Raw genomic sequence first — 20037 nt, 5'->3', positions numbered from 1 at the left:
GGTGGCAAAACGTGCCCCCGGGAAGCGCCTTCCTACCCCGCTACCGGCTGCGGGGGCTGCATCCGCTCATTCTGGCGGCGCAGGCGCTGGCAGAGCACCTTTAGGATGTTGCGGGTGACTTCGGGGCAGTCCTCCATCACGTCGTAGAAATCTTCCTGGTCGATGCGGAACGCGGTGGCGGGCCCCAGCGCCACGGCCGAGGCCGAGCGGGCTTCGGCATCGAGCAGGGCCAACTCGCCAAAAAAGTCGCCGCTGTGGAAGGTTGTCAATTGGCGCGGGCCATCGAAGATGCCGATTTCGCCTTCGTTCACGATGAACAGCGAAGTGCCCAGGCTGCCTTTGCTGAAGATTTCCTGGCCTGCGTCAAACGTCACTTCCCGCATAATGGGCTCGATGCTGCCAAGGATGTTTTCGGGCGTATTGGCAAACAAGGAAGTGCCCTTGAGGATGAGAACCCGGTCGCGGGCGGTGGTGCGGGGGGTAGTGGTCGGTGGATTCATAGCAAGGAAGGCGACGGCAGGATGCGTGAGGAGGAGTTGGTCGTAGGCCGCCGGGCGCAGCACGGGTAATTGCTGAAGCACGGCGAGGGCACTTTCCTGGACCAGCAGACTGGTGGCTTGTAAATGAGAGACGAGGTAGGCCACGGTGGCGGGCTGGGGGTGCCACTGCCGCAGAGCCACGCTAATCGTCCAGGCCGTAAATGCTTCTGCCCCCCGGCGCACGACGGTGGTTTGCACGGTTTCGGCGGTAGTGATGGGCCCGAGCAAGGCATCCATCACCTCCGCGCGCTGGCTCAGGCGGCCCGTTTCCAGCATGGCCTGCAAGCCGGCAAACAGCGGGAGCGGAATAATATTTTCCAGGATTTCGAGGGCGCTGGCCTGGGTTTCGCCGGTGGTGTGGATAGCGCCGTGCTGCGCCTCCTGCAGCGGCGGCCGTTCGTACACCTGCATCAGCAGGCCAAACAGGCGCTGGGTGCAGCGGCGCAACTCCTGGCGCAGGGCGGCGCGCAGCTCGGAATTGGCGGCGTGCATGCCGTGCAAAAAGTGCTGCGCCAAGCGCATCTCCTCCTCTATCAGCTGCTGAAAGAGGGGCGCATCGCTGGGCATGGTGGCAAAGCTGTCGAGTGCCCGCAGGGCCGCCGCCCGCGCCTGGAGGTTGGTGCCACTGGCGATTTCCAGCAGCACTTGCCGGGCGGCGGGCGTGGCCATGCGGGCGCACACCTGGGCCATGGCCTGGGCACGGCGCGGGTCGCATTCCTGCGCCAAAGCGGGTTTGAGCAGCGGCAGCACGGGCGCGCCGATGCGTACCAGGCCGGCCAGGGCGGGCTTTTGCACCTTTTTAATGCACAAAAAACCCATCATCAGGCTTATCATATCGGGGCCCGGTACTTCGGCCACGGCCCGCACGGCGGCCTGCACCAGGGTCGGCTCGGCGCTGTGCAGGCAGGTCGTGATGGTCTGTTGCTGCTGGTTCGGCGTGAGCAATGCAATGAGCTCCAAAGCCGCGTGCCGGGCATTGGTTTCGGTGGATGATGCCAAGGCGGCCAGGCTGGCCAGCGCCGCGCCATCGGTGGGGTGCGCGCCCAACCGGCCCCGGATGGCGCCCTGGCGAACGGCCCAATCGGGGTGCAGCAGCAGGTCATCGGCCGACGGATGGGGGGCCGCCAGGCAGCTGGCCATTTCGCGCAGGGCGGGGTCGGGGTCTTCCAGGGCCAGCTGCCGCAGCCGGGGCAGTTCCACCCGGGCGCCCAGCAGCCGCAGCGCGCGGTGGCGAATGCGGTTGCTGGGATGCGTGAGCAGGTGCTCGGATTGTTCGAGCAGGGCGGCAGCTTCTATTTTGTGCAGGTGCTCGATGGCCTGCAACACCATATCGACGCTGGAATCAGCCTCCGCCGAATGCCTGTCGGGCAATTCAACCCCAGCACTAATCAACTCATTATCTGAAGTGCCGCGCAGGTACAGGCTCGTCTTCAGGGCCTCCAGGTAGTGCCAGAGCATATACCGCAGCAGGTACACCACGCCGACTACCAGCGCGGCCATCCACACAAAGGGCAGCCAGGAGCTGAGCGTTGGAAATGGCTGGGCCGCCAGCAGCAGCAGGCCGCCCAGGCCCACTCCTACCGGCTCATAAATTCCTTTGACTACGCTGCGCCCTGCCAGGTGCTCAGGCGGTGGCAACCGGTGGAAAAGCACCAGAAAAACCGGCTCGAACAAGGCACGGCGGCATATTTCCAACCCCAGATAGAGCCCGCTAAAATAAACCAGCTGGCCCCACGGCCCCACCGGCAGCACCCGCAATAGCCAGAACACCAGCACGCTGCCCAACACAATGAGTGGCAGCAGCAGCAATGTCCGGCGCACGCCCACCCAAGCCAGGCCGCGCCGCGCAAACAGCAGCCGCCCCGCCGCCGCCAGCAGATACGCCAGTGCCAGCACCGCGCCCAGGTATTGCATTACATCGACCGGGCCGGGCAGGAAATTGCGAACACTGAGCAAAAAGACATACTCCACTCCCACCGCCAGAGCGGCCACCGCCATCACGCTCAGGCCCATTACCCGCACCAACGCTCCCGGCCCCAGCAACTGCCGGATGAGTGGCAGCGTGCGCCCGGCCGGTGGAACGGAGGGCAAATGCGGCAAGCCGGTTCTTCGTCGAAAAGCCGCCTGCTGCACCAGCGCCGCCAGCAAATACGCGCTCAAGGCCATGATTAACAGCATGGAAATGGCATGGGCCGCAGGCACGAAAATGGCCAGTGCCGCCCCCACGGCTTTGGCCGGCAGCTCGCCCGAGCTCACCACCCCGAACAGCCGCCGCCCCTGGCGCGCGTTGAACAGGGCGGCCGACATGCTCCAGGCCTCCAGGTTGGTGAGCAGGTAGAGCAGGCGGTACCCCGTCATGATGGCCACGGCCGTGGCTACCGACGGCACGGGCTGCCAGGCCAAGGCCAGCACCACGGCAATGGCCACCACCGCCAGCAGCGCCCGCACGGCCAGGCTTGGCCCCAGCCAGCGCCGCTCCAGGTAGGCATACAGGCTGCCGGTCAGGGCCATAGCCGCTGCTCCCACGCAGTAGGCCACGGGCAAACTAGATGCCGGGTGCCGGGCCAGCAGCAGCGCGGTGGCCGCCAGATACACCAGCACGGTACCAAAGCTGAGCAGGGAATTATGGGCAAAGAGCAGCCACACCGACGTGGTTTCGTGCGGCCGAACTCCCAGAAACCGGTACCACCTTTCCATGATATTCCTGCTGAATTGGCCCGGCCGCCCGGCGGCGGGCCCTCACCCTGAAACGGTCAGTGCAAGGCCCGCTTTTTAATCAGGCCGCCCTTCATGTCGCTCACGCTTTGCGAGACCACAAAAGCATTCGGGTCAATTTTATGGATTTCATCCGTCAGGCTGACCACTTCCAGGCGGGTTACGACTGTGAAAATGGCCTCTACTTTCAAATGCTGATGCCCGTGCGTACCAAAGCCCTGGGTACATTCATACACCGTGGCACCACGGTGGAGCTTATCGGTTATCATGCGCCGGATTTCGGTGCTGTGAAACGAAATGATGGTCAGGCCGGTGTATTCCTCGATGCCCACCAGCACGAAATCCACGGTGCGGGCCGCCGCCAGGTACGCCAGAATGGAATACAGCGCCGTTTCTATCGACAGCAGCCAGGCGGCCGCCGAGAAGATAATCACGTTGATAATGAGCACAATGTCACCAATTGAGGCGGGCAACCGGCGCGTGAGGTAAAGAGCCAGAATCTCGGTACCGTCCAGCACCCCGCCGCCGCGCATGGCCAGCCCCACGCCGGCCCCCAGAAAGAAGCCGCCGAACACGGCAATCAGCAGCTTGTCCTGCGTGAGGGGCGGAAACGACACCACCAGCAGCGCCCCCGCCAGCGCCAGAATGGTGAGCAGGGTTTTGAGAGCGAACTTCTGCCCCACCTGATAATACCCCAACACGATAAACGGAATGTTGATGAGCACAATGAGCGCCGATAGCGAAACTCCGGTCAGTTGGCTCACCAGCAGCGAGATACCCGTCACCCCGCCATCGATGAAGCCGTTCGGGAGCAAGAAACCTTTCAGCCCCAGGGCGGCCGAAAACACCCCACCCGCCAGCAGCATGCCCTGCATGAGCACCACCCCCACCTGGTGCTGCGCAAAAAAACGGAACACGCCCGTGTCCTCCGGCACCATCATTTTGAGAGGCGCGGGGGCCGGCTGGCGGGCAAGTTTCCGGTTTCGGAAACGAGAAGGCGGTAGTTGTTCGAGCAACATGGCTATTGTCAAAATCTTCTGGCACCGTGACGCTTCCCGGGGCTTTTCCCCGCCGCTTTTCATCAGTGAAGCGAAGCCGACGATGCTTCCTCGGCAGCATTTATTTCATGTGCACTAGGCAGTTGGCTAATGTTCAGTTTATAACAAGCAATTATCTAAATATATTCAATAAATACTATATAAAATCAAGCAGTTGCCCTTTCTACCATTTCCTCAATTGTAACGGGCAGACTAATAGTAAATTGGCAATACTCACCCTCCTGGCTCTCCACGCTCAAAGCCCCGCCGTGGCCCTTCGTGATAACGTCGTAGCTCAGCGACAGCCCCAGCCCAGTACCTTCGCCGGTGGGCTTGGTGGTGAAAAAGGGCTGGAAGATTTTCTCGCGCACCGCCAGCGGAATGCCGGCCCCGTTGTCGCGCACCCGAATCTCAACGGCGTGGTCGGTTTGGCGGGTTTGCACCTGCACTTCGGGGCGGTAGGCGGCATCGGCGTGCTTACTTTTTTCGGTCACGGCGTAGAAAGCATTGGTGAGCAGGTTCATGAGTACGCGGCTCAGGTCCTGGGCCACGGCCGGTACGGGCCGGAGGTGGGGGTCCAAATCGGTGGTGAGGGTGGCGCTGAAGTCCTTGTTGCGGGCGCACCAGCCGTGGTAGGCCAGGCGCAGGCTGTCCTCGGCCAGGGCGTTGAGGTCGGTGGCCTGGCGGGCGCCGCTGCTGGGGTGCGAGTGCTCCAGCATCCGTTTCACGATGCGGTCGGCGCGAGCCCCGTGCTCCTGAATCTTGACCTGGTTCAGGGTCAGGTCCTCCAGCAACTGCTGAATATTTTCCCGGGCGCTGGTGGAGAGATGCTCCCCGGCCAACTCGGCTTGCAATTCGGCTAGCAACTCTACGTTCAGGTCCGAGAAATTGGTCACGAAATTCAACGGGTTCTGGATTTCGTGGGCCACGCCGGCCGTCATTTCGCCCAGCGAGGCCATCTTCTCACGCTGCACCAGCTGGGCCTGGGTAGCCTGGAGCTCGGTAAGGGTGCGGTTGAGCTGGTCGCGGTGGGCGGCAATCTGGGTGTTCATCTCGTTCAGGTGGCGGTTGGCCCGCTGCTTGAGGTAGATGTTGCGCCACAGGAGCCCCGCCACCAGCAGCACGCCGGCCAGCCCGGCCAGCAGTCCATTAAGCTGCAGGCGCTGCCGGGCCGCCTTCTGGGCCTGGAGCTGACGGGTTTTGGTGAGCAGGTCAATCTGGGCCTGCTTGCTGGTCAGCTCGTAGTCGTAGCGCAGGCGGCTGGTGCGGCGGCGGGTGTCCTCGCCCGAGAGGGTGTCGTTGTAGGCCAGGTGCAGGTTGCGGAAGTAGTAGGCCTGCGCAAAATCGTGGCGCTGGGCGTAGGCCTGGGCCAGAATGTCGCTGGCGTTGCGGATGTTCTCGTTGCTGCGCGCCTGCTGGCTGAGCTGCAGGCCGTGCCGGGCCAGGGCCACGGCGCTATCGGTTTGGTGGGCCAGCAGGTAGGCGCGGGCCAGCATCAGCTCCACGGCGGGCAGGTTGTAGTCGTCGTGGGTGGCGCGCACCAGCTGCTGGGCGCGCAGGCCGTGGGCCAGGGCCGCCGCCTGGTCGCCCTGCAGGCCATACACTTCGGCCAGGCTGGTTTCGCTGCCGGTTTCGCCGATGGCATCGCCGAGCTGCCGGCTCAGGGCCAGCGCCTGCTGGTAGTAATAGATGGCCTGGGGCCATTTTTTCAGCATCTGAAACGAGTTGCCCAAGCCGTTCAGGGCCAGCAGGGTCACCTGCTGGTCGTGGGTGCGCCGGCCGCCGGCCAGGGCTATTTGCAGCGCGGGCAGGGCCTCGTCGTAGCTGCCCATTTTGTAGTAGATATCGCCCAGCGTGGCTTGCAGGCGGATTTTCGTCTGCGCGTCGCCCGCCTGCTCGGCCAGGCGCAGGCCTTTGAGACCCGAGGCCAGGGCCGGCACGGGGTTGCCCTGAAGCATATCAATCAGGCTGAGCTGGAGCCAGGCACGACCCTGGCCCTGGGGGTCGTGCCGCCGCACAAATAGCGCCTGCGCCTGCCGGGCCAGGCGGCGGGCCAGCGCGAAATCGTTGTGGCGGCGGTGCAGGGTGCTCAGGCGCAGCAGGGCCTGGCCCTCGCCCACCGGGTCGTGAAGCTGCCGGGCCAGCCCCAACGCCTGCTGGCTCAGCCGGATAGCGCGCGGAATGTCGGCGGTACTCCATTGCTGCGCGGCTTGCAGCAGCTGGCGCACGCGGGCCGTATCGGGCCGGGCCGGGCGGGATAGCGCCGGCGGCGGGCCTGGGGAACGGGGCACCTGCCCAGCCACCGGTAGAGAGTACACTGTCAGGCTCATGCACAGCAGAATCGCGAAGAATTTCATGCCGATGAGCGCAAAAAATCAGGTTCTTGCCTGGGGCAGCCATGCGTAAGCCAGCCGGCCAGGCAACTCTTCAGATGTTCGGGTTGTGAATCACGCCCGCCACCACTTCGCCGCTGTCGCGGAGGGTGTTGGTTTCGACCAGATGCAGCTCATAATCCTGGTCGACAGCCCGGAAAATGACCACCGGCGGGTACTGGGAATAGTCGGGGTCCGTGCCCAGCCGTTGGGTGTGCGCCTCGACGGCCTCGTTCCAGTTATCCTGGGAAACAACTTTTTCTTCGATGGTGGGGTGAGGTTTCATGGCCGCAGGAGCTAACAGTGAACAGAATATTGTAAATATAATAAATAATATATTGATTATATTTTTCCTATCACATCCAGAAATTCGCTATTGCCAAAATGCTGAATCCCGGTTCCAGGCGGTGCAGAAAACAGATTTTGGAAGCCTCCCAAACAGGATGGCATTCTCAGCAAATCGGGCGGCTAACCAAAAAACGCCTTGGCCGGATTCATCCATGAATGAGCCGCTTACGTAGCAGTTCTGTTCACATTACCATTCGTTTATGAAGCGCTACGCCCCCCTCCTGCCGCTGGCCCTGCTGCTGAGCTGCGCCAGCACCGACCGTCCCGTGGTCGAAACCCCAACCGTTTCCACTGTGCCCGCCGTGCAGCGGGCTTTCGATGTACCCGCTCTGCTGGGCATGAATGCCGACCAGATTGCCCGGCCCCTGATTAGCCAGTCCATCCGCCCCGACCACGACCGCACTCCGCGCGAATCGTCGGCGGGCGCTACCGAGGCCCTCTACACCTACTGGCGCGATACCACCGCGCTGGAAGTGAGCTATGACCCTACCACGCTGCACGTCAACAGCTATTTCATTAAAACCAAAAGCGGGCTGACTTCCGACTATACCACACTGCTCAAGCTGGCCAACGTGAGCAAATACGACAAACGCCTGAGCATCGAGCCCATTGCCTCGGTGAGCAACCCAAACCTCTACACCGGTGTGAAACTCACGCCTGCCGCGACTACTCCTGTGAACTAAGCACTAAAAACGGTCATTCCGACGCAGGAGGAATCTGAGAACTATTATTCTCCAGATTCCTCCTGCGTCGGAATGACCGTTTTTAGGAAACCCTTATTCGACAGCCGCCGGCACGGGCTCGAACCCGCGCACGTAGGCGGCCTGCTCGGCGGTTTCGGGCGAGCGGGGTACGCGGTGGCTCTTTTCCATGCCTTTCCACTCCTCGGCAATGCGAGCCAGGGCCTGGTCGCCGCTCAGGCCGAAGTGCTGCCGCAGGTAGCAGCCCACCACGGTGCCTGTGCGGCCCACGCCGCCCCAGCAATGCACCACGGCCCGGCGGCCGGAGGCGGCACTGTCTTCGATGGCTGCCAGCACCTCGGCCAGGCGCTTAGGCGTGGGCACACTCACGTCGGGAATGGGGAAGCGGCGGAAACGCACGCTCTCGGCGGCCAGGCCCAGGTGGGCGGCGCGGGCGCGCAGCAGGTCCTCGTAGGGTTCGAGCGGCTCGGTGGCCTCGGTGAGGTCGTAGAAGTCGCGGATGCCGGCGGCCAGCAGCAGGTCGAGGCGGTGCGCGGCATCGGCCTCCAGCTTAGCGCCGGGGTATTCGGAGGCCAGCAATAACGGGGTGGCCCAGTACGAGTTGGGCAGCGGACGGGGGGCGGGAATAGTATTCATGACAGAAGGTACGGAAAGTTGCGAAATGCTCAGCTTACCCGCCCGCCAGCCGCCCGGCCAGGTCCTCAATATCGGCCCGGCGGGCCAGCACAGCCAGCCACTCGGCCGGGATGCCGGCCTCACCATAGACCAAGCCGGCCAGGCCGCCGGCTACAGCCCCGGTGGTATCGGTGTCATCGCCGAGGTTCACGGCGGCCAGCACGGTAGCGGCGTATGTGTCGTGCTCCAGCAGGCACCACAGGGCCGCTTCGAGGGTATCGACGACGTAACCGGAGGAGGAGATGACGCTTTCCGGTTGGTCAGGCAATGTTCCGGAAAGCACCCACTGTCGATAATATTTGGCCTCAACAACCGCCGGAATGCTGCCCCTTTCCAACCACGGATTCGCTAGTTGGCGCATCTGCAAAAAAGCATCTGCGGGTGAGCTGCCTATCAGTAGCCCCCGCGCCACCAGCAGGTACAGAAAACAGCCCAGGGTGGAACGCGGGTGGCCATGCGTGACGCTGGCCACGGCCTCCGTGAGCGCCCAGGCGGCATCCATGTCCAGAGGCTCGGCCCGCCAGATTTCGTGGAATACTAGGGGCAGAATCCGCATCAGCGCCCCGTTGCCGTTGTCGGATTCGGAGCGCGGCCCGGCGGCCGTGGGAGCGGTGCCGCGTTGTAGGTGGCTGATGGCGGTGCGGGTGGCATTGCCCACGTCGAAGGTTTCGCCATGCGCCGTCCAATAGGATTGATAAAGCCAGTTAATGCTGCGCCGGGCAAAATCGGCCAAATCGGGGGCGCCGCTGCGGCCGCCGGGACGGGCCAGGGTTTCGGCCAGACAAAAGGTGAGCGAAGAATCGTCGGACCAAGTGCCGGCGGGCTGGCGGTGGGTGCCGAAAGCGCGCATCCCGGTCACAGGGTCTTGGCGGCGGGCGATACGGGACAAAAACTCTACGGGTACGCCGAGGGCGTCGCCCACGGCCAGGCCTAGGAGGGCGGCACGGGCTTGTTCATTGGTAGCTTGAAGCATTGTGGGAAGGGAGAAATAAGGTTTTGGGCAGCAAGAAAGCACTAAAGTGGCCTACGGCATGAGCATGGACCAACAAGCTAAGCCAGCGCATAGAAAGACTGGCGCACCTGCCGCAGCAATTGCTCGGCGGCAGCTCTGTCGGGGGCATCGGGCAGTGCCGAATTAGCGAAAGCTGCCTCTACTTTGGTCACCAGCTGGTCGGCATCGGCCACGAGCTGCTCGTATTCAAATTCGCCGCGCCGGATTTGCAGCAGGAATTCGCGGTTGGGGCGGCGGACGTGCAGCTGGCCGGTTTCGGCAATTTCCTCAGCCATTTGAAGCAGCCGAAAAACGTGCAGCATATTTTTGGCATCGTAATTCTTTCCGTGCTGCACCGTGTTTTGGTACCGCTCGGCGTTGCGCTTTTCCACCCACTCCCAATACTCCCGAAACACGCGGCAGTACGTGCTGTACCCGTTTCGATTGAAGGACAAATACGCCACGGGTTCCTCCCCTTTTGGTACGGCCGAAAGCAGTACGTCCTGCGAGGTTTCGGCATCGCGCACCAGCCCACGGTATCCGAGCGTGCGCCCGGGCGTAGCATCAATAAACAAGGCGTATAAATCGGTGAGATGCGGCACGTTGGCCAGGCCGCACTGCGCAGTTTCGTAGCTATGGCGGGCCAGCCAGTCGGTGGCGGGCTGCGCACCCGCGCCGGCCGTCACGTAGCAGAAATCGAGCACCGATTTGCGGGCCGGGGGCTCGGGGTGGTTGATTTTCTTGTTCAGGCCGCGGGCTTTGCGAATTTGCGCCACCGCGTATTCGGCGAAGCTTTGGCGGCAGAGTTTCGAGAGAAAATCGGCGGCTTGAAACTGCTCAAATAGCGGATGTTTATAAATAACGCAGTCGGCCGGCGTGCCCAATAATTCGAGCACGGTGGGATTATTTTTCAGCAATAATTCCACGAAACGGCGCAGCTCGTAAAAAACCTCGTCGTTGGTTTCGTTGGCAATTTGTGGAATGTAATCGAGGCCGAAAAACTGGTCTTCGGGCAGGATAAATACGCCCTTTAAATCCGTATCAGAATGCGGCAGATTGGTGCCGTAGGCCCGGCTGCCGCTGATGGCTTCGAAAAGAATAAGATTTTGGCGGCGCAGGTCGGCAATGGTCATGAGACAATTTTTAATCCAGCTGAGATTAATTGATGGATGCTTCGCTCAGCAAGGCTCGAAACGCCTCGTCAATACTTCCCGCAATAGCGCCAGCCCGCAGCACTGGCAACGTATCACGCGCCGCCTGGCCAGCCGCATATTCTGCTCCCAGAAAAGCCACTACCGCGCTGGGACGGAGTACGGTCGTTTTTTCGTTCGCAGTCGTTTTGGCGTGCAATAACTCATCAACTGCCGGCGCTAAGGCCGCTGGCAGCAGCTCCCGCAACGGCGCAAACTCCATGGGCGGCAATGTGTGGCGCTCCCGAATCCAGCGGGCGGCCAGGGCCGAGCGCAGGGCGTAGAACAAGCGTTTCAGGCGCACTTCGTCGCCGGTCAGGTCTTCTTCCACGCCGCGCCGCAACTGGCCCAGGTAGTGGTGCAAGCCGGCTTTCAGGTTGAAGGCAGCGGGCAAGAGCGGGGCCAGCCGGGCGCGAAAGTCCAACGCCTCGTAATAAACGGTGGGCGATTGCAGCCACTCAAATACCGAGGCATTGGAACTGCGCAGCAGGCGCAAGGCTTTGCGCAGCTCCCAGCCCGCGAGGTCCAGCTCGTCATCGACGGGGAAATTCAGGGTATCGGGACCTTCGTCCAGCGTGAGGTACCAGGCCGGCGGGTGGCAGTAGATGAAGCGCACGTCGAAATCGGAATCAGGCGAAGGAAAGCCCCAGGCGCGGCTGCCCGACTCGCAGGCGTAGAGAATGCAGATACCGTGGGTAGTTTCGAGTTGGCGAAGGGCAGTGGAAATGCGGGTTTGCATGGGCGAGAGTGAGGACAGTTTTTAAAGAACGTCATGCTGAGCTTGTCGAAGCATCTCTACCGCAGCAGTAAATGATTACTCTTCGCGGTAGAGATGCTTCGACAAGCTCAGCATGACGTTCAACTAATTGGCAGGCCACGAAAGTAGCAGGAGCCGCTGCATGGCGCTACTTTAGCACCTCACCCCTTGCTCCCCGGCAGCCCGCTGCCCCTCCCGCATGCACAAAGGACGACTCGAAGCTTTCAGCGATGGCGTACTGGCCATCATCCTCACCATCATGGTGCTGGAAATCAAGGTGCCGCACGGGGCCGATTTCACGGCCCTGAAACCCCTGCTGCCCGTGGTGCTCAGCTACGTGCTGAGCTTCATCTACATCGGCATTTATTGGAACAACCACCACATGATGCTGGCCGGCACCACCAAAGTATCCGGCGGCATTCTATGGGCCAATCTGCACCTGCTGTTCTGGCTCTCGCTGGTGCCCTTCGCCACGGGCTGGATGGGTGAAAACCACTTCGCCCCCGCCACGCTCGCCATTTACGGGGCCATGCTGCTGATGGCGGGCGTGGCCTACTGGATTCTGCAGAGCCGCATTATTGCACTCGAAGGCCCAAATTCGACGCTGGCCCGCGCCATTGGGCGCGACTTCAAGGGCCTGTCGTCGCCCCCGCTCTACTTGGTGGGCATCGCGGCCAGCTTCTGGCAGCCGTGGGTGGCGGGCGGCATCTACGTGGCCGTGGCGCTGATGTGGCTCATCCCCGACCGCCGCATTGAGCGCACGCTAGCACATCGGGTTGGAGCAGATAACGCTGTGTGAGGAAGCTACTGTTATGCAGGAGGCCACTACCTTCATTTAACTAATTCCTCTCTTTCACGGTCCGGCTTGCCAGTGCGCATCATATGAAAACAATTATCACTCTTCTTCTTCTGTTGCCTGTCCAACTTTCTTTTGGTCAAAATATTGACAACCAGCAGCTAATTACGTTGTCTCAAGCATACCGAAAATATATGTCGGAAGAAAAGCCAACTGCAGAGTTTGTACATAAACTGGTAGATGATGCGCCCGATAATATTAAGTCCGCTGCAAAATTCATTGCTCAGACTATTACCCCCAGCAACGTCTTACTGACACCCGAATACCTGAATTTACCCAGTGATTCTACTCTAAAGGAAATTTATTACATCGCCCAGCTAAGCTTCACTTACAATGGCAACGAAGCGAGGATTGAAGAGGTACGCAGGCAGCAATTCACGCGCAACATCCTGATAGGCAAATATTATGCCTTGCTATTCACCGCCGTCGGAAACAAAAACAAGCCGTTTAATTTAGCTGCTTATAATTTCATTCCCGATAGCTATGGATTGAATAATAACACGGAGAAGGCCATATTTTTTTTACAGTGCATGAATGTTTGTGGAAAAACCATCTGGGGATATATGCATTTGCAACCCACCAGAACCAAACTAGCGTTGGCCACCATCCAGAAATACCCAAAATTCAACGGAGCAGCCTATTACAGGTATACTGATTTGGATTTCACTGATTTTCCAATTTACATATCCGGTGAAAGTGGTCCGCAGAGCTACAAGTTCTATTATACCAATACTTACTACGATGTGCTACTTTCTCACTACGCCTGTCTACACGCAGAAAATGCCAGTAAAGAATCTATTCGTCAAATTGTTACCGGTTCAATTATGAGCAATACTTCGCTCTTTAAATACTCTTCCAAGCAAGCCCAACTCAATAGCATTGTTCAAGAATACTAGAAATAGCTTCTTATTCGACCTGACATTTCCGCACCCGGAAGCAAAATATTGTTTATCCGCGCCCTAAGTTTATAAACGCGGGTCCACTGCTTCGCTTTCCAACGCCAGCACGCCGAAGACGCACTGGTGCACCCGGCGCAGGGGCTGCCGGGCCACGAAGCGCTCCAAGCCCTCCACGCCGAGGGCGAACTCGCGCAGGGCGAGGTTGCGCTTGGCTTTCACGTTGCGCTGGCGGAGGCGGTCGAGGTTGCCGGGCAGCAGGTAATCGGGGCCGTAGATGATGCGCAGGTACTCGCGGCCGCGGCACTTGAGGGCGGGCTGGAGCAGGCCGCCTTTGCCCTGGGGCACAAAGTCGTAGGGCTTCACCACCATGCCTTCGCCCCCGGCGGCGGTGAGGTCGGTCCACCACTGGATGGCGGCTTCTACTTCGGCGGGGTCCTGGAGGGGGACGACGCGGTAGGACGTGGCGCGGAGCAGGCCGGGGCCGGGTGCGGCAGCATCGGCGAGGGCGAGGGAGCGCAGGGTTTCCATGTGCCAGGCGTGGTCGCGGTCGAAGTAGGTGCGGCCTTCGGTGGCGAGCAGGTGGAAGGGCGCCAGCTTGAGGTCGTCGAGCGAGAGGACGGGCCAGCAGTAGCGGCGGTAGGCGTCGGCGTAGTGGGTGGCGGCCTGGTGGCGGGCGGTGGTGCGGGCCAGCAAGGCTTCGGCGCCGTCGAGCTGGCGGGCGGCGGCTTCGGTGAGGGCGGCTTCGACCTGGGGCAGGGCGGCGAGGGCGGCAGCAGCCACGGCGGCGTACTGGGTTTTGACCAGCTCCTGGGCTTTGGCCGACCAGGGCAGCAGCTCGGCATCGAGGCAGACCCAGTCGGTGTCGAATTTCTCCCAGAAGCCGGCCGTGCTCAGGGCGTCGCGCAGGCGGGCGAGGAAGGCGGTTTCGAGGGCGGCGTCGGTGAAGAAGTTGCGGCCGGTGCGGGTGTAGCACTTGCCGATGCCCTCGCCCACCAGCCCCAGGCGGCGCTGGATGGCGGCTTCGTCGCGGCCCAGCACCACGACCACGCGGCTGCCCATGTGCTTTTCTTCGCACACCACGCGCTCCACGCCGAGGCGCTTGTAGTAGTCGAAGGCTTCGGCGGGGTGTTCGAGCAGGTCGGGCAGGGCCGAGGTTTCGGTGGGCGACATGGTGGGCGGCAGGTACAGCAGCCACTTGGGGTGCAGGGCGAAGCGCGATATCACTTCCAGGGCGGCCACGGCGTTTTCCTCGCGGATGGTGACGCCGCGCAGCAGCCGGGTTTCGATGAACTGCTTGCCGGTGACGTCGCGGATGTCGAGCAGGTCGTCGTTTTCGTGCTGGGCGGACTGTAGCGCGGACTCTGTAGTCCGCGAATCGGGGGATTGTTCTGGGTCGCGGACTACAAAGTCCGCGCTACTTGTCGCACTACGGCTGCGGTAGTTGAGCGGCCTTGCCGGTTCGCAGTAAACCTGCGCGGCGGGCACGGCCACGAGTTCGCGCTCGGGGTAGCGCAGAGCGGTGAGGCGGCCGCCGAACACGCAGCCGGTGTCGAGGTCGATGGTGTTGTTGAGCCATTCGGCATCGGGCACGGGCGTGTGGCCGAAGACGACCATGGCGCGGCCCCGGTACTCGCGGGCCCATTCGTAGCGCACGGGCAGGCCGAATTCGTCAATCTCGCCGGTGCTTTCGCCAAACAGCGCGAAGGCCCGCACGGCCCCCGAGCCGCGCCCCTGCATCTCCTCGGTGAGGCCGGCGTGGGCCACGACCAGCTTGCCGCCGTCGAGCACGTAGTGGCTCACCAGGCCGTCGAGGAAGCGCCGCACTTCGCTTTTGAAGGCTTCGGACTCGGGTTCGAGCTGGGCCAGGGTTTCGGCCAGGCCGTGGTTGATGGTGACATTTTTGCCGTTGAGGTGGCGCAGGAGCTTGATGTCGTGGTTGCCGGGCACGCAGAGGGCGCTGCCGTCGCGCACCATGCTCATCACCAGGCGCAGGACTTGCGGGGAGGCGGGGCCACGGTCCACGAGGTCGCCGAGGAAGATGGCTTTGCGGTGCGCTCCGTCTGCCGATTGTAGAGACGCGACACTTCGCATCTCAGCGTCTGCGCCGCTAGAATCGTTGGTTTCCGCATCGTTCAACGAGGAGACGCGAAGTGTCGCGTCTCTACCTACCAATGGCGCTACCACCCGCACGCCCAAATCCCGCACATCCGTAATCGGCTCTTCCGTAATCTGATACCCCAGTTTTTCCAGCAGCGCGCGCAGCTCCTCGTAGCAGCCATGCACGTCGCCGATGATGTCGAAGGGGCCGGTTTCCTCCTGGCGGTTGTTGTAGAGGCGGTCGCGGGTGATGGACTGGATGGCGTCGATTTCGCCCACGTTGCGCAGGTGGTGGATGTGCCGGAAACCCTCCTGTTTGAGGTTGCGCAGGCTGCGGCGCAGCTGCTGGCGGTGGCTGGCAATGACGTGCCGGCCCAGGTGGCGGCGGTCGGGGCGCTGGGCGTTGCGCTCCTGGGCCACAGCATCGGGCACGTCGAGTACGATGGCCACGGGCAGCACGTGGTATTGGCGGGCCAGGGCCACCAGGGGCTTGCGGCCTTCCTCCTGCACGTTGGTGGCATCGACCACGGTGAGCAGCCCGCGCTTCAGGCGCTTGGCCACCAAGTAGTACAGCAGCTCAAAGGCGTCTTTGCTGGCCGATTGGTCGTTTTCATCGTCGGCCACCAGGCCCCGGCAGGCATCCGACGACACGATTTCCGTGGGTTTGAACAAGCGCCGCGCAAACGTGGACTTGCCCGCGCCCGTGCTGCCAATGAGGATGATAAGGGAAAGTTCGGGGACTTTGAGGGTATCTTGGGGCATTGGAAAGGAAACGGCGTAGAATTGCCGGATACAAGATTAGGCACAACTACCCACTATTGAAGCAGTATTATGAAAGTCGGCAAGCAATTCAACGCGCTCACCTACGGGGAGTACCTGCACCTGATTGAGAACCACAAGAAGTTCACGGATTTCAATACGCTGGGTCTATTTCGCTCCATTGTGGAAACCACGAAACTCAGCCTCGAAGAGAAACTAGCGCTGCGGAAAGTGGCGGTTGCGACGTTTGAGAAGACGTTTGAATTTCTGCAATTGAAAGACCCGCAAACCTACTTTGCGGTGACTACGATAGGCGAAAGCCTGAACATTGCTGATAAGAATCAGGCTTGGGAAAATATTCGGCGCAATCAGCAACGAATTTTGGAAAGCAAAAAGTTAAATCATCGAAATTTCGGCACTTACTCAAAGCATGATTGTGGCTATGATACTTGCTTTATGAATGGGTTGATGATAAAACAGGGGTCCACCATAGCTTATTATGGTAGCGGGGAAATTGGTTTCCGTTCGGATAACTGTAGTTGGTCTAAGGAATTAAAAGCTGAGCGGCGCAAACGAGATAGAAAAGCGGAGCAGCTTATCATCGCGCAAAGAGTGGCCGATGAATTCTCTACAAACCTCTAAATCAATGACTATTTTCCGAAACTTCAAACACATAGCAACAGGTTCGTTATTATGTATTTGCCTTTTAAATAGCGGTTGTTCGCAAAGAATTACACCTACTACCTCAACTGCGAGTTCGGTGGCGCAAAGCCAACACTTGACGCAAGCGGAGCTCAGAGCCATCATTTTAAAGGAAACACAACCTGGCGGAAAATTAGATTTTTTTACCGCCATCAAAGGCCACGAATACGATGGCAAGCAGATAAAGCCGGGGGTCTATGCAACGGCCTCGGAATTTGCTTTATACCAGTGGGGCCGCTCCGTAAATGAATTAGGGGTCACCTCTGTAGAAGATGCATACAGCATTTTCTCGGAATTTAAAGGTAAACCTGCGAGTGCAAAAGCTAAAGCCACGATTGAACTAGGATTCAATAAAAAGCTAGAGAATTAACCCAAACACCGCCATCTGCGAAGGCGCGCCCACGCCTTCCACCTCCTCCCCCATCCCTACGAGGCGCACCTGATACCCGTGCCGCTCCGCCACGGCGGTGGCCCAGGCCGCGAACTCGGCGCGGGACCATTCGAAGCGGTGGTCGTCGTGGCGAAATTCGCCGGCGTTTAGCTTCTCGAAAAGCTGGTTGTAATCGGCGTTGGGGGTGGTGACGAAGATGTGCGCCGGGCGGGCCTGGCCAAACACCACGGCTTCGAGGGCGGCGAGGCGGTTCGGGTCGAGGTGCTCGATGACTTCAACCAGGGCCGCCGCGTCGAAGCCGGCGAGGCGGTCGTCGCGGTAGAGCAGCGAGCCCTGGATGAGGTCGAGGCGGGTGCGCTGGCGCGGGGGCATCTCGTCGAGGTGCAGGCGCTGGGCGGCGCGGGCCAGCGCCTGGTGCGACACGTCCATGCCGAGGATGTACTCGATTTTGGGCTGGCGCAGGAGTAGGCGCAGCAGCTTGCCTTCGCCGCAGCCCAGGTCGAGCACGCGCTTGGGGGCCAGCTGGTAGATTTCGTGGGCGACTTGCTGGAGGCGCTGGTCGTGGAGGGACGTTTTGGGCTGTAGCGTGGACTCTGCGAGTCCGCGCATCGTGTCATTCGGTTGTGCCACTTCCGGCTGCGTAGTTTCTGTTGAGCCGTTTGCCTCTTCATCCATGTGCGGACTTGTAGAGTTCACGCTACTGACCTCTTCCCCTTCCATCAACCGCTCCAACGTCGGGTTCACATAAGCCGCCAGGTAGCGCAGGTACCGCCGCGTGATAAAGCCGCGCTCCGGGTGCTGGGGAAGCCAGTCGCCGCCGCGGTGCAGCAGTTTCTCAGCTTCGTGCTCGCCGATGTAATAGTGCTTGTCGTTGTCGAGCACCGGGAGCAGGACGTAGAGGTGCGTCAACACGTCTTGCAGGCGCAGGCCGGCGTGGCGCAGGTGCAGGGTATAATAGCGGCTGTCGCCCCACTCGGGCATGGTGGGGTCGAGTGGCGTGGTTTCGATTTCGACCTCGTAGCCCAGCGGTTCGAAGAGGCGGCGCGGCCAATCGGGGCCGGGCGCGGATACTACGGCCACTTTTACGGCCAGCGGCAGGACCTGGGCGGGCAGGTCGGGCTTGTCTTTGCAAGTGCCGTTCATGGCCGTGCCGAAGGCTTTGCTCAGGGCCGCGCTCAAGAAGGACGAAGCCACGTAGGGCCGGTCGTTCACGTATTGCTCCAGGGCAAAGCCTTCGCCGGGCGCGCCGCCGCGGCCGCGCACTAGCCCGATGGGGTCGAGGTCGAGCAGCAGGGCGGCGGTGCAGCGCTCGGCGGTGGCTTCGGGGTAGAAGACGTGGGCCTGGCCGCCGGCTACTTCGATGCTTTGCAGGCGCGCGGGGTTCTTGTGCAGCAGGTAGCCGAGGTCGGTGGCAGGCTGGTAGGTGGTGGAGATGGTGAGCAGCATAGACGATTACGGATTGCGCAGCGTTGGAAAGCCGGGCGCAAGTTTTGGCAAGCTACGCCAGCAGCTTTTGTCACTTAGCAACTTTACATCCCTTATGAAACTAGTTTTCCTCGCGCTCCTGCTGCTGACAATGTGCGCCCAGCCGCAGCCACCCAGCTTTCGCGAGTGCCCCTGCACACATACCAATCCTGAAAAGCGGCTTTACAACCAAGTGCTTACCGAACTTATAGAGCAGCGTTTCTACAGTAAATATTTATCCGACAGTGTCTCGGAAATGATACAGCGGCAACTTGACGCTCAGTTTCCGCAAGGGTACTATAGCATAAAAGATACCGCAACAATCAAGCGCTATATAACTGCTCAACAAGCGCTAGATGCTGTTCAGCAAAACCGACTTTTCAATGACAGCAGCCATTTCAAAACGATTTATCTAGACACTTCTTCACGTCGGGGTTTCCTCACAAAAATCGACCTGCCTCATAGCACACCCCCTGAGGGAGGCCGCTATTTCGCAGAGCTAAATTCTTTGCTTTCTCAGATAGTCCTGCCCGATATGCCAGCTGCTATTACTCAATTGAATCTGCCGAACAACGACATTTTTCCAGTTGATTTTCAGCTCTGCACTGCAAAAATTGCTTTTCGCCCACTAACTCATAAGCGGCCTTGGGATAAGCAACTAGGCATCATCAGCTTTTCGAAACCCGTATTCAACGCGACACAAACCAAAGCCTTGCTCCGGTATGACTGGCATTGTGGCGGTAAATGTGGCTTTGGCGAACTTCTAATTGTCGAAAAAACAAACAGCGCATGGCGTATCAAGCAAGCGTTGATGCTATGGATTTCCTAGCTTGAAGCTTTCCTGTTTGTAGTAATGCCCATTATGCCGAATTTTGCCTTAGCTGACTTCACTCTCACTGGCCATTTTCGTTTTGTCCGATACCATCCCCCCTGCCGCGCCCACGGGCCCTTCGCTGAATGATTTCGCCAGCTTCTACCTCTACGGCCTCACCAGCCAGCCCTACCTGCAATCGACTGATTTAACGAAGTTTGGCACACTCTACAGCCTCGTCATCGGCGACCACGGGGGCTTGGGAATTGCCAGCTCTTTCCACCCCTACCAGTTGGTGAATCCGGCCGGCATTTCGGTGTGGTACGCCGCTTACGCGCAGTTCTACGCCCAGCCCAACCGCCTCGAAATGTTCGCGGAAATGACTGTCGAGAAGACTTCCTTCGTGGTGGTGCCGCCAGCTTCTTTTGCCGAATTCCACGTCTGGCCCGACACCCGGCTGACGACCGATGAAAATCCGATTTTCGGGCGCTTCGTCCCCTTTATCATTCCGTTCCTGGTACGCAAAGACCCGGAATTGTTGCGCTGGGACAAGGAATTCGCCGCCGCCGACGGCGATAAAAACCGCATCAGCCCCTACCTCAAAGCGGTGAACGAAGCCATCCATTTTGTGCAGCCCGCGCCGGCTTTCATCCTGGGCTTTGGGGAGTTTGACGAGCAGCAGCCGGAGCAGCTGATTGAGCATTTCATGAGCTGTCGCGATATGCTGCTATAA

17 protein-coding genes are annotated in these 20037 nt (G+C 60.5%); 7 read left to right on the top strand and 10 right to left on the bottom strand.

All coding sequences use genetic code 11. The annotated features are described in order from the left end of the window. Window positions 1–32: 32 nt before the first annotated feature. The 4 genes from ACYVM5_RS17065 to ACYVM5_RS17050 all read right to left on the bottom strand — a co-directional run bounded on the left by ACYVM5_RS17065 (window position 33) and on the right by ACYVM5_RS17050 (window position 6949). Window positions 33–3236 carry a cyclic nucleotide-binding domain-containing protein gene (locus ACYVM5_RS17065; RefSeq protein ID WP_460619307.1) on the bottom strand — a complete coding sequence of 1068 codons (3204 nt, stop codon included), beginning with the start codon at window positions 3234–3236 and terminating at the stop codon, window positions 33–35. 56 nt (window positions 3237–3292) lie between these two features. Further along, window positions 3293–4273 carry a YitT family protein gene (locus ACYVM5_RS17060; RefSeq protein ID WP_460619306.1) on the bottom strand — a complete coding sequence of 327 codons (981 nt, stop codon included), beginning with the start codon at window positions 4271–4273 and terminating at the stop codon, window positions 3293–3295. Window positions 4274–4458: 185 nt separating this feature from the next. Continuing rightward, on the bottom strand, window positions 4459–6648 hold the full coding sequence (locus ACYVM5_RS17055) for an ATP-binding protein (protein WP_460619305.1): 2190 nt from the start codon (window positions 6646–6648) through the stop codon (window positions 4459–4461). A gap of 70 nt (window positions 6649–6718) precedes the next feature. Beyond that, the gene (locus tag ACYVM5_RS17050) at window positions 6719–6949 is read right to left on the bottom strand and encodes a hypothetical protein (RefSeq protein ID WP_460619304.1); all 231 of its coding nucleotides are present in this window, start codon (window positions 6947–6949) and stop codon (window positions 6719–6721) included. A gap of 262 nt (window positions 6950–7211) precedes the next feature. On the opposite strand from ACYVM5_RS17050, the gene ACYVM5_RS17045 reads away from it, so the two are divergent. Then, on the top strand, window positions 7212–7694 hold the full coding sequence (locus ACYVM5_RS17045; RefSeq protein ID WP_460619303.1) for a hypothetical protein: 483 nt from the start codon (window positions 7212–7214) through the stop codon (window positions 7692–7694). A 93-nt stretch (window positions 7695–7787) separates the two neighbouring features. On the opposite strand, the gene ACYVM5_RS17040 is transcribed toward ACYVM5_RS17045, so the two are convergent. From ACYVM5_RS17040 to ACYVM5_RS17025, 4 genes are all read right to left on the bottom strand, one after another. Beyond that, complete coding sequence (locus tag ACYVM5_RS17040; RefSeq protein WP_460619302.1) at window positions 7788–8348, bottom strand: protein-tyrosine phosphatase family protein; 561 nt, start codon at window positions 8346–8348, stop codon at window positions 7788–7790. A 34-nt stretch (window positions 8349–8382) separates the two neighbouring features. After that, on the bottom strand, window positions 8383–9360 hold the full coding sequence (locus tag ACYVM5_RS17035; protein WP_460619301.1) for an ADP-ribosylglycohydrolase family protein: 978 nt from the start codon (window positions 9358–9360) through the stop codon (window positions 8383–8385). Window positions 9361–9437: 77 nt separating this feature from the next. Next, on the bottom strand, window positions 9438–10511 hold the full coding sequence (locus tag ACYVM5_RS17030) for a DNA polymerase beta superfamily protein (RefSeq protein WP_460619300.1): 1074 nt from the start codon (window positions 10509–10511) through the stop codon (window positions 9438–9440). Window positions 10512–10536: 25 nt separating this feature from the next. Further along, window positions 10537–11307 carry a nucleotidyltransferase domain-containing protein gene (locus ACYVM5_RS17025; protein WP_460619299.1) on the bottom strand — a complete coding sequence of 257 codons (771 nt, stop codon included), beginning with the start codon at window positions 11305–11307 and terminating at the stop codon, window positions 10537–10539. A 217-nt stretch (window positions 11308–11524) separates the two neighbouring features. Between ACYVM5_RS17025 and ACYVM5_RS17020 the strand changes: the two genes are divergently transcribed. Beyond that, entirely contained in the window at window positions 11525–12124 is a 600-nt protein-coding gene (locus ACYVM5_RS17020) for a TMEM175 family protein (protein WP_460619298.1), read from the top strand. Window positions 12125–12207: 83 nt separating this feature from the next. After that, window positions 12208–13077: a hypothetical protein gene (locus ACYVM5_RS17015; RefSeq protein WP_460619297.1), complete on the top strand. Its 870-nt coding sequence runs from the start codon at window positions 12208–12210 to the stop codon at window positions 13075–13077. Window positions 13078–13146: 69 nt separating this feature from the next. Here ACYVM5_RS17015 and ACYVM5_RS17010 read toward each other — a convergent pair whose 3' ends face one another. Beyond that, on the bottom strand, window positions 13147–15939 hold the full coding sequence (locus ACYVM5_RS17010; RefSeq protein ID WP_460619296.1) for a polynucleotide kinase-phosphatase: 2793 nt from the start codon (window positions 15937–15939) through the stop codon (window positions 13147–13149). A gap of 69 nt (window positions 15940–16008) precedes the next feature. On the opposite strand from ACYVM5_RS17010, the gene ACYVM5_RS17005 reads away from it, so the two are divergent. Then, complete coding sequence (locus ACYVM5_RS17005) at window positions 16009–16578, top strand: hypothetical protein (protein ID WP_460619295.1); 570 nt, start codon at window positions 16009–16011, stop codon at window positions 16576–16578. Window positions 16579–16582: 4 nt separating this feature from the next. Continuing rightward, window positions 16583–17008, top strand: coding sequence for a hypothetical protein (locus tag ACYVM5_RS17000; protein ID WP_460619294.1), 426 nt, complete (start codon window positions 16583–16585; stop codon window positions 17006–17008). Here ACYVM5_RS17000 and ACYVM5_RS16995 read toward each other — a convergent pair. Then, entirely contained in the window at window positions 16997–18475 is a 1479-nt protein-coding gene (locus tag ACYVM5_RS16995) for a 3' terminal RNA ribose 2'-O-methyltransferase Hen1 (RefSeq protein ID WP_460619293.1), read from the bottom strand. The genes ACYVM5_RS17000 and ACYVM5_RS16995 overlap by 12 nt on opposite strands. 94 nt (window positions 18476–18569) lie before the next feature. Here ACYVM5_RS16995 and ACYVM5_RS16990 point away from each other — a divergent pair, with 94 nt between their 5' ends. Together ACYVM5_RS16990 and ACYVM5_RS16985 are read left to right on the top strand one after the other, a co-directional pair. Beyond that, window positions 18570–19322 (top strand): hypothetical protein, encoded by a 753-nt coding sequence (locus ACYVM5_RS16990; protein WP_460619292.1) that lies wholly within the window; start codon window positions 18570–18572, stop codon window positions 19320–19322. 82 nt (window positions 19323–19404) lie between these two features. Continuing rightward, entirely contained in the window at window positions 19405–20037 is a 633-nt protein-coding gene (locus tag ACYVM5_RS16985) for a hypothetical protein (RefSeq protein ID WP_460619291.1), read from the top strand.

Source organism: Hymenobacter ruber (assembly GCF_054783255.1).
Note: the sequence above shows the minus strand (reverse complement) of the source record. Positions and strands in the feature narration are given on the sequence as shown.